We start from the raw sequence: 9,284 nt of genomic DNA, 5'->3' as shown, positions 1-9,284 counted from the left end.
GTCCATTATGGACGCTCAGAGCACCGTCGGCTCCGACGACCGGTCCAGCTCCACGCGCGAATACCCCTTCGCCAGGCGCAAGGAAGGGGGCCTTCAGGTACTTGGACGAGCCGCCTCTTAAGCTGGCCGGGTGGGCGTCGACGCGGATGTGCTGATCGAGTGGTTCGGCGAAGTGGGACGCGACCTGCCTTGGCGTGAGCCGGAATGCACCGCCTGGGGTGTGCTGGTCAGCGAGATCATGTTGCAGCAGACGCCGGTCGCACGCGTCCAGCCGATCTGGCTCGAATGGATGACGCGCTGGCCGGTGCCGTCGGCGCTGGCGGCGTCTTCGCAGGGTGAGGTCGTGCGTGCCTGGGGCAAGCTCGGCTACCCGAGGCGCGCGTTGCGGCTGCACGCCGCGGCGGCGGTCATCGCGGAGAAGCACGGCGACGTCGTACCGTCCGATGTGGACACTCTGCTCGCGCTGCCTGGCATCGGCGCGTACACCGCCCGCGCGGTCGCGGCCTTCGCCTACGGCAAGCGGGCGCCGGTGGTGGACACGAACGTCCGGCGTGTGGTGGCGAGGGCGGTGCACGGCGCGGGTGACGCCGGGCCGCCGTCGAACACGCGCGACATGGCCGACGTCGAGGTCCTGCTGCCACTCGAAGACGCACCGGCCGCGAAGCTCTCCGCGGCGTTGATGGAACTCGGCGCACTCGTCTGCACGGCCCGGTCGCCGCGCTGCGCGGATTGCCCGATTTATGACGACTGCGCCTGGCAGCACGCGGGCAAACCGGCCTACGCCGGGCCCGCGAAGCAGGTCCAGAAGTTCGCCGGGACCGACCGTCAGGTGCGCGGGCTGCTGCTCGACGTCCTGCGCGGCACCGAAGGCCCGGTCGAAAAAGCGCGGCTCGATCTCGTCTGGCACGAATCCGGGCAGCGCGACCGCTGCCTCGACTCCCTGCTGGTCGACGGCCTGCTCGAACAGACCGGGGACGGCCTGTTCGCACTCCCTGGCGAACACTGACGCATTACAACAAAAGTTGGTCAATGGTTGTCTTCGGCACGATGGCGGGTTAGCTTTCCGGCCAAAGCGCATGATGGGAGCTACGCCCGTGGCCGACTTCGACCGACGTACCGCGCTCAAGGGCGGCCTGACGGCGAGTGCCGTCGGGCTACTGGGGACACATACGGTTTCCGCCGCGGCAGCGGCGCCCGGGGTACAAGAACCGCAGATCTACGGCACGGCCGCGTGGAACGCGCGGCCGCCGAACGGCTCGATCGTGGTGGAGAACCACAAGCCGACGTACATCGTCGTGCACCATACGGTCGATCCGGGCAACGTCACCGACTACACGCTGGAGCACGCGTTCTGGGCGTCCCGGTCGATCCAGAACTTCCACATGGACACACGTGGCTGGGTGGACAGCGGCCAGCAGTTCACGAACAGCCGCGGCGGGTACCTCACCGAAGGGCGCCACCGCAGCCTGGAGATCCTGCGCGGCGGAACCCAGCACGTGCTTGGCGCGAATGTCGGCAACAACAACAGCACCTGCATCGGGATCGAGAACGAGGGCCTCTACAGCAAGGAAGACGTCACGCCGGCGCTGTGGGACTCGCTGGTGAAGATGGTCGCGTACATCGCGTCGCAGTACGGGATCGCACCCGCGTTCATCAAGGGACACCGGGACTTCAACTCGACGGAATGCCCGGGAACCGTGCTGTACAACCGGCTTCCGGAGTTGCGCACCGCGGTCGGGAGGCTGCTCGGCTCGGCGTCACCGAAGGCGGACCTGCCCGAATGGCCGCTGCTCAAACCCGGTGACACCGGACCGCGAGTGCGGACGGCGCAGGAACTCCTGCGGGCACGAGGATTCGCCGTCCCGATCGACGGCGTGTTCGGTCAGTCCACGAAGGACGCCGTCGCGGCGGTGGCCGCGAAGAACGGGCTGGTACGCGACGCCTGCGGCGCGACCGCGGAGACCGACGAGACCGGGTTCCTCGGCTCCGACGTCTGGCCGCTCATCGTGGGACCCGGCTCCGACCCGCGGGCGTTGAAGGCACAGCTCGCCGGCTGAACAGCAGCGGCAGGAGCACCACGACGGCCGCGCACCACGGAAGCAGAGACGTTCCCAGCCGCAGCAGCAGCCCGCCGACGAGCGCTCCTCCCGCGACGGCGCCGAGCCGCCGTCCTCGCGGAACGTCGGCTACCCGGGTGAGGCGCGGCTGCGCGCATGGATCGACGCCCAGCTGGCCAAGGGCTGAGCGTGCGGCTCCGGGACCTACCCGATGACGTCGGAGAGAAACGCTTCGACGGCACCGAGGTAGGTCTCGGGTGCTTCGTCATGCACGACGTGTCCGGCGCCCTCGACGACGATGTGCCGTCCGAGGCCGCCGGGTACGCGGGCCGCGAGTTCCGCCTGCTGCCCGTGCGGCATCGCCGTCCGCTCGCCCTCGATCGCCAGTAGCGGGCATTTCACTCGTTCGACGTACTCCCAGAAATCGCGGCGTCCCCATTCCGCCGCGATGTCGTACAGATCCGCGAGCGAGGCGATCAGGTGGTAGCCGTCCTCGCGTTCTTCGACGCATTCGACGAAGTAGTCGCCAGTGTCGCCGAAGAACGCGCGGACGTGTGCCAGCGAACGGAACGGGACCGGCCACGATTCGAAGTAGCCGCGCCAGTCGTCCACGGTCCGCCCGCGCTGGTCCGGCGCGAAGTCCTCGCACACCACGGCACGCACGAGGTCCGGGTGGAGCGCCGCGGTGACCCAGGCGTGCAGGCCGCCCATGGAATGTCCGATCAGGACCGCGGGCTCGTCGAACGTCCGCAGCAGCGCGGCGACGTCGTCGGCGAATCGTTCGGTGCGCCAAGGCCCTCCGCGTGGTCCACGCCCGTGGCCGCGTGCGTCGAAGCCGTGGACACGTCCGTACGGTTCGAGCCTTCCGGCGACCCGCCACCACGTCGTCGCCCTGCCCATCAACCCGTGCAGGAGGACGATCGGCGGCCCATCGCCGCCGAAAGTGATCAACCCGTCGCGGTGAATCACCACTAAGCTCCCCTCCATGCGCAGCCGTGTCCCCGTCGCCGGTCTGGTCCTGGGAGTCGTCGGCGCCCTGATTATCGGTTGCAGTGTCGATGATCCTCCGGCCGCGCCCCCTCCTCCGCCGCCGATGCACCCGGCGCCGGGTGCGTCCGGCGCGGGTGACCCGTATTACCCGATGGACGGAAACGGTGGCTACGACGCCGTCGAGTACCAGGTCGGGATCACTTATGACCCCGCGAAAGGGCGTCTCGACGGCGACACGACGATCATCGCGAAAGCCACACAGGACCTCAATCGGTACAACTTGGACTTACGCGGCTTGGAAGTACGATCCGTTGAAGTGGAAGGAAAACCGGTGAAGTTCACCCGCGAAGGCTCGTTCGAGCTGGTGGTGACGCCCGCCGACCCGATCCGGAACGGAAGCACTTTTCACACGAAGGTGGTCTACGGCGGCGACCCGTCGGCGACGCCACGCGCGGGTGGCAGCGAGAACGGCTGGCAGAAGTCGAAGGACGGCGGCGCGTTCATCGTCGGCGAGCCGCATTCGGCGTCGTTCTGGTATCCGGTCAACGAAACCCCGCGCGACAAGGCGATGTTCAACCTGACCGCGCGGGTGCCGGACGGCTGGACCGTCATTTCGAACGGACGTGAGATCCAGCAGACGTCGGCGAACGGCTGGACCACCACGGCCTGGCAGGAACGCACCCCGGTGGCCGCCTACCTGACGACGGTGGCGATCGACAAGTTCACCGTCGACCGGATGTCGCTGCCGGACGGGACCCCGCTGGTCAACGCGTACGCGCCGGGTGCGGAGGACCGGCGCGACACCGGCAGGCGGCTGCCGGAGATCATCGGCTTCCTGACGTCGAAATTCGGGCCGTACCCGGTGGACGCGGCGGGTGGGATCTACCTGAACGAGGAAATCCACTTCTCGCTGGAGACCCAGACCAGGCCCACCTACGCGAAATGGGCCGACCTGATCACCGTCGTGCACGAAACCGCACACCAGTGGTTTGGCGATTCGGTGACGCTGAATTCGTGGTCCGACGTCTGCCTCAATGAATGCCTCGCGTCGTACGCGCAGTGGATGTGGCAGGAATCGCGAGACAACGAGAACCTCGACGACCGCTTTCGCGCCGCGCTGGAGATCATGCGGGGCAGCGCCGATTTCTGGACGCCGAAGCTGGTCGACATGGGTGCCGGGCAGGAATTCCACGGCGTCTACGACAAGGGGATCCTCGCGATCCACGCACTGCGGCGGAAGATCGGCGAAGGCGCGTTCGCCCGGCTGATGAAGGAGTGGCCGGCGGCTTATCGGAACGCGAACGCGTCTTGGGCGGACTTCGAGGCGTTCACGATCAAGCTTTCGGAACAGGACCTGCGGCCGTTCTTCGACGCGTGGTTCCACGGCACGGTGATCCCTCCGGACGCCGAGCTGCTGCCCGGCACCCTGCGGGGCTGACCTCGGCTCCTGCCACTGCCACTGCCGCGTTTAGTCCTCTACTTGCGGTGAGGCCGGGTCGCGTAGTCCGGCAGGTCGATGCCGCTCACCACGTCCTGCGTCTTCTCGACGAACTCGTGCATGACGGTCTCGTACCGCTTCAGTCCGGTGTCGAAGTCGGTGGCGAGTTCCCCGGCGAGGACGTACGCGCCGACGAACGCCAGGCTCGTGAAGCGCGACTCGTCGCCGAAGGCCAGCGCCCGGACGCCCGAGTGCAGGCCGTCGGCACCGATGACCAGGTCGAACGACCGCCGCGAGCCGACGGCGAAAGCTCCTTGTCGACGAGTGTCTCGCCCTGGTGGTGCTAAACAGTTTCACCGTAGGCTGGCGGCATGGCAGTGGTGAAGATCAACGCGATCGAGGTTCCCGAAGGCGCAGGCCCCGAACTGGAGAAGCGGTTCGCGGCGCGGCTGCACGCCGTCGACAACCAGCCCGGTTTCCTCGGCTTCGAATTGCTCCGGCCGGTCTCCGGCGAGACGCGCTACTTCGTCTACACGAAGTGGGAGTCCGAAGAGGCCTACCAGGCGTGGGCGGCCGGTCCGGCACGCGAGGCGCACGCGGGCGAGCGCGCGAAGCCGGTCTCGTCCGGCGCGAACCTGCTGGAATTCGAGGTCGTCCAGGCTTCGAAGCCGGGTGAGTGAACTCGAAAAAGCCGCGGAACTGATCGACGGCGCCGGCGCGCTGCTCGTCTGCGCCGGCGCCGGAATGGGCGTCGACTCCGGCCTGCCCGATTTCCGGGGCGATGAGGGTTTCTGGACGGCCTATCCGCCGTACGAGCGGCTGGGCATCAGCTTCGTCGAACTTGCCGACCCTCGGCATTTCGCCGAAGATCCCCAGCTGGCCTGGGGTTTCTACGGGCACCGGCTCGCGCTGTACCGCGCCACCGTGCCGCATGAGGGCTTCCGGCTCCTGCGGTCCTGGGGCGCGGGCAAACCCGGCGGCATCCGCGCGTTCACGTCCAATGTGGACGGACAGTTCCAGAAGGCGGGGTACCCGCACGTCGCCGAGGCGCACGGGTCCATCCACCACCTGCAATGCCTGACCAGATGCTCCGGCGAGATCTGGCGGGCGGACGACGTCGACGTCCCGATCGACGAGGACACGATGCGTGCCATCGAACCGCTGCCGTCGTGCCCGCGCTGCGGCGGTCTCGCGCGGCCCAACATCCTGATGTTCGGTGACTACGACTGGCTGGAGCGACGCAGCCAGGCCCAGCTCGACGAGCTGACCGCGTGGCGGCGCGCGCATCGCGACCTCGTGGTGGTGGAACTCGGCGCCGGGCAGGCCGTGCCGACGGTGCGGCGTTACTCGGAGCTGGCCAGCGCCGCGACCGGCGCGTTGATCCGGATCAACCCCCGCGAACCGCGGATCCGGCACGACCGCGGCGTCTCTCTCGCAAGCAACGGCCTCGACACCCTCAAGGCACTGGACGCCCTGCTCGCGTGCTCAAGCACGTAACTCGCGTGCTCAAGGACGTAACTCGCGTGCTTGAACACGTAACTCGCGTGCTTGAGCACGTAACTCGCACTTAAGGCAGCACGATTTCGGCGTAGACGGCGTCGTGATCGCTGCCCGGGGTCTCCAGCACCTTGAAGTCCGCGATGGCCGCCCGTTTGTCCGCCAGCACGTGGTCGATCGGCACCGGCGGCACCACCCCGTTCGTCCAGGTGCCGTCGAACGCACGGCCCAGCTGATCGGCCGCGTCGACGTATCCCCTGGTCAGCAGTTCACGGAAGAGTGAGTGATCGAAGGTGGCGTTGAAGTCGCCCGCCAGGATCCGGATGTCGTGCTCGGCGTCGGCGTAGGGCAGGTCCTTGGCCTCGTCGACCCAGGCGTGCCTGTCCCACATCGGCGCCGCCGGATGGACCGCGACGACCTCGATCCGCACGCCGTCGCCGAGGTCCACGCTCGCGCTCGGCTGTTTACGGTCCGATTTCCCGCTCAGCTTCAGCGGCGTGAGCGGGTACTTCGACACCAGCCCGGAGCCCGACGCCCACTCCGCCGGATGCAGTACTTGGAACGGCAGCACCTGGAACAACCCGGCGCGCTCCAGCCCGGTGACCGCCTCGGGCGTCATCTCCGTCAGGCTCAGGACGTCGACTTGGTGTTCCTTCACGTATCCGACGAGCATCGCCGGGTCCGCCTGGCCGCCGAGCATATTCGACGCCAGTACGCGGACGTGCTTCCCGCCGAGCGCCTTCTGCTCGTTCTCGAACGTGCGGGGCAGCACCAGCGCGGCGATCGTGAACGTCAGCACCAGCGCGACAGCACCGGTCCACCAGCGGCGCAGCCCCATCGCGAGCCCGGCCAGCACCAATGTCGCGATGCCGGCGTACGGCGTCAGCGCGAGTGCCGCGATCGTGTAGGCGTTGCCGTCGTACCCCACCAGCCGCATCACCGTCAGCACCGCGAACGGCACCACCGCGCCGATCAGCAGCCCGCTGACCAGCTTGTTCCTGGTACGCGGGGCCACCCGTTCTTCGATCACCATGCCGTCGAGTATGCCGATCACGGGCACACTGACGGCGGTCTCCACAACACCTTCACAAGCTCCTCACACCGCGCCTACCAGCGCTTATCAGCGTCCGGCCGGTTCTGCCAGCGCGCTGTGCGCGGTCTGACAGGCGGCGAGTGCATCTTTGTCCGTGGGGCGAGATCCACAGGAGGAAACATGTCGTACGCGATCAGGGCCGAGGGCCTGGTCAAACACTATGGGGAGACGAAGGCGCTCGACGGGGTCGACCTGGAGGTGCCGTCGGGCAAGGTGGTCGGGGTGCTGGGGCCGAACGGCGCGGGCAAGACCACCGCCGTCCGGATCCTGGCCACCTTGATCCGGCCGGACCGCGGCCACGCGAGCGTATTCGGTTACGACGTCGTCAAGAACCCGATGGCGGTCCGCAGCATGATCGGGCTGACCGGGCAGTACGCGTCGGTGGACGAGGACCTCTCCGGTACGGAGAACCTCGTCCTGATCGGCAGGCTGCTGGAGTTCTCCAGGGCGGACGCGAAGAAGCGGGCCGCCGATCTGCTGGAGCGGTTCGAGCTGACCGACGCCGCCGGGCGCTCGATCAAGACCTACTCGGGCGGGATGCGGCGGCGGCTCGACCTCGCCGCGAGCCTGGTCGGCCGTCCCAAGGTGCTCTACCTGGACGAGCCGACCACCGGGCTCGACCCGCACGCACGCAACGAGGTCTGGGCCGTGATCCGGAGGCTGGTCGGGGACGGGACGACGGTGCTGCTCACCACCCAGTACCTGGAAGAAGCCGATCAGCTCGCCGACACGATCACGGTGTTCGACAAGGGCCTCGTCGTGGCGAACGGGCGCGCCGACGAGCTCAAGCGGCGGACCGGCGGCCAGACGCTGCAGGTCCGGCCGACCGCGCTCGCCGACCTCGACGCCGTCGAACGCATCCTGGCCGGGCTCACCGGGGTCCAGCCGAAGCGGGACAACGACACCGGGCTGCTGACCGCGCCCGTATCCGACCCTGTCCTGCTCTCCACCTTGGTCCGCAAGCTGGACGACGCCGGGATCACCGCGGACGAGCTGGCGCTGCGGCTGCCCAGCCTCGACGAGGTATTCCTCGCGCTGACCGGCAAGCAGCCCACCGAGTCCACAAAGGACGCTACCCCGGAAGGGAGCCTGGTATGACCACCATCGCGGCACCCGCGCCACGGCGCGTTTCACTGTCCAGCGGCGTCCAGCACGGGCTTTCCCTTGCCTGGCGCGGCATCCTGAAGATCCGCAAGAACCCGGAACAGCTGGCCGACGTCACCATCGCGCCGATCATCTTCCTGGTCATGTTCGTCTACCTCTTCGGTGGCGCGATCATGGGCAGCACCGACGGCTATCTCCAGATGATCGTGCCCGGCATCATGGTGTTCAACATCTTGCAGGCCAGCATGACCGTCGGCGTCTCGCTCAACACCGACGTCACGAAAGGCGTGTTCGACCGGTTCCGGGCGATGCCGATCTCCCGGTCCGCGCCACTGATCGGCGCGGTGCTGGCCGACATCGTGCGGTACCTGGTGTGCATCACCGTGCTGATGATCGTCGCGACGATCATGGGTTACCGGATCCAGACCGGTCCGGCGGAATTCGCGCTGGCCGTCGTGCTGGCGATCGCGTTCGCGCTGTCGTTCTGCTGGGCCTCGGTGTTCGTCGGGATGCTGGTGAAGAGCCCAGGTGCGGTGCAGGGCCTGATGTTCGTGGTCCTGATGCCGCTGACCTTCGGCAGCAACGTCTTCGTCCCGACCGGCACCATGCCTGGCTGGCTGAAGGCTTGGGCCGACATCAGCCCGGTGACGCAGATGTCCGACGTGCTGCGCGGGCTGATGAACGGCGGGGCGGTCGCCGGGCCGCTGACCGGTGCGCTGATCTGGATGGCGGCCGCGATCGCGGTCTTCTTCCCGCTCGCCACCTGGGCTTACCGGAAGCGCGTCTGACGGGGGTCAGGGGGAACGCGCGAAGGTACTGGCGCCCGTGCTCGCCTGAAGTACATGAAGGCCCCCTTCCTTGCGCCTAGGTACAGGAAGGGGGCCTTCATGTACTTGGCAGGCCACTCACGCGTCGCGGAAGGCCATCACGAGCCCCCGTAGCCCCAGCAGCACCACCAGACACCACGACGGCGCGTGAAGGCCCCCTTCCCTCGGCTCAGCCGAAGAAACTCGACCTTCACACCTTCCCCAGTACACGAAGGCCCCTGGCCGACGCGGCGCTCACGGCGAGCCAGGTGGACCTGGTGGAGGCCCACGGCACCGGC

At 68.0% G+C, this 9,284-nt stretch carries 10 protein-coding genes; 8 read left to right on the top strand and 2 right to left on the bottom strand.

The window, feature by feature from the left end; genetic code table 11:
* The first annotated feature begins 130 nt into the window (after positions 1-130).
* Both AB0M65_RS38445 and AB0M65_RS38440 read left to right on the top strand, forming a co-directional pair.
* On the top strand, positions 131-1,006 hold the full coding sequence (locus AB0M65_RS38445) for an A/G-specific adenine glycosylase (RefSeq protein WP_364039714.1): 876 nt from the start codon (positions 131-133) through the stop codon (positions 1,004-1,006).
* A gap of 88 nt (positions 1,007-1,094) precedes the next feature.
* Complete coding sequence (locus AB0M65_RS38440) at positions 1,095-2,057, top strand: N-acetylmuramoyl-L-alanine amidase (protein ID WP_364039711.1); 963 nt, start codon at positions 1,095-1,097, stop codon at positions 2,055-2,057.
* A gap of 204 nt (positions 2,058-2,261) precedes the next feature.
* Here the strand turns inward: AB0M65_RS38440 and AB0M65_RS38435 are convergent, their stop codons facing one another.
* On the bottom strand, positions 2,262-3,044 hold the full coding sequence (locus AB0M65_RS38435; protein WP_364039708.1) for an alpha/beta hydrolase: 783 nt from the start codon (positions 3,042-3,044) through the stop codon (positions 2,262-2,264).
* Between AB0M65_RS38435 and AB0M65_RS38430 the strand changes: the two genes are divergently transcribed.
* The 4 genes from AB0M65_RS38430 to AB0M65_RS38415 are packed head-to-tail and all read left to right on the top strand — an operon-like array spanning position 3,043 to position 5,982.
* Complete coding sequence (locus AB0M65_RS38430; RefSeq protein WP_364039705.1) at positions 3,043-4,485, top strand: M1 family metallopeptidase; 1,443 nt, start codon at positions 3,043-3,045, stop codon at positions 4,483-4,485. The genes AB0M65_RS38435 and AB0M65_RS38430 overlap by 2 nt on opposite strands.
* A gap of 47 nt (positions 4,486-4,532) precedes the next feature.
* A complete protein-coding gene (locus AB0M65_RS38425) occupies positions 4,533-4,832 on the top strand; it encodes a hypothetical protein (protein ID WP_364039702.1) in 300 nt (99 codons plus the stop codon).
* Positions 4,833-4,856: 24 nt separating this feature from the next.
* Positions 4,857-5,165, top strand: a complete 309-nt coding sequence (locus AB0M65_RS38420) for an antibiotic biosynthesis monooxygenase (RefSeq protein WP_364039699.1) — start codon at positions 4,857-4,859, stop codon at positions 5,163-5,165.
* Complete coding sequence (locus AB0M65_RS38415) at positions 5,158-5,982, top strand: Sir2 family NAD-dependent protein deacetylase (RefSeq protein WP_364039696.1); 825 nt, start codon at positions 5,158-5,160, stop codon at positions 5,980-5,982. The genes AB0M65_RS38420 and AB0M65_RS38415 overlap by 8 nt, the downstream gene beginning before the upstream one ends.
* Positions 5,983-6,052: 70 nt before the next feature.
* On the opposite strand, the gene AB0M65_RS38410 is transcribed toward AB0M65_RS38415, so the two are convergent.
* The gene (locus AB0M65_RS38410) at positions 6,053-7,060 is read right to left on the bottom strand and encodes an endonuclease/exonuclease/phosphatase family protein (protein ID WP_364039693.1); all 1,008 of its coding nucleotides are present in this window, start codon (positions 7,058-7,060) and stop codon (positions 6,053-6,055) included.
* A gap of 135 nt (positions 7,061-7,195) precedes the next feature.
* On the opposite strand from AB0M65_RS38410, the gene AB0M65_RS38405 reads away from it, so the two are divergent.
* Positions 7,196-8,173 (top strand): ATP-binding cassette domain-containing protein, encoded by a 978-nt coding sequence (locus tag AB0M65_RS38405; protein ID WP_364039690.1) that lies wholly within the window; start codon positions 7,196-7,198, stop codon positions 8,171-8,173.
* A complete protein-coding gene (locus tag AB0M65_RS38400; RefSeq protein WP_364039687.1) occupies positions 8,170-8,967 on the top strand; it encodes an ABC transporter permease in 798 nt (265 codons plus the stop codon). Before AB0M65_RS38405 ends, AB0M65_RS38400 begins: the two co-directional genes overlap by 4 nt.
* Positions 8,968-9,284: the final 317 nt, after the last annotated feature.

It is taken from the genome of Amycolatopsis sp. NPDC051071 (assembly GCF_040682875.1).
In the GTDB taxonomy this organism is placed as follows: Bacteria; Actinomycetota; Actinomycetes; order Mycobacteriales; family Pseudonocardiaceae; genus Amycolatopsis.
Note: the sequence above shows the minus strand (reverse complement) of the source record. Positions and strands in the feature narration are given on the sequence as shown.

Bases quoted from the DNA above. Each gene is read 5' to 3' on its own strand.
- AB0M65_RS38430 (WP_364039705.1), top strand. From the start codon at position 3,043: ATGCGCAGCCGTGTCCCCGTCGCCGGTCTGGTCCTGGGAGTCGTCGGC.
- AB0M65_RS38435 (WP_364039708.1), bottom strand. From the start codon at position 3,044: ATGGAGGGGAGCTTAGTGGTGATTCACCGCGACGGGTTGATCACTTTC.
- AB0M65_RS38420 (WP_364039699.1), top strand. From the start codon at position 4,857: ATGGCAGTGGTGAAGATCAACGCGATCGAGGTTCCCGAAGGCGCAGGC.
- AB0M65_RS38405 (WP_364039690.1), top strand. From the start codon at position 7,196: ATGTCGTACGCGATCAGGGCCGAGGGCCTGGTCAAACACTATGGGGAG.
- AB0M65_RS38400 (WP_364039687.1), top strand. From the start codon at position 8,170: ATGACCACCATCGCGGCACCCGCGCCACGGCGCGTTTCACTGTCCAGC.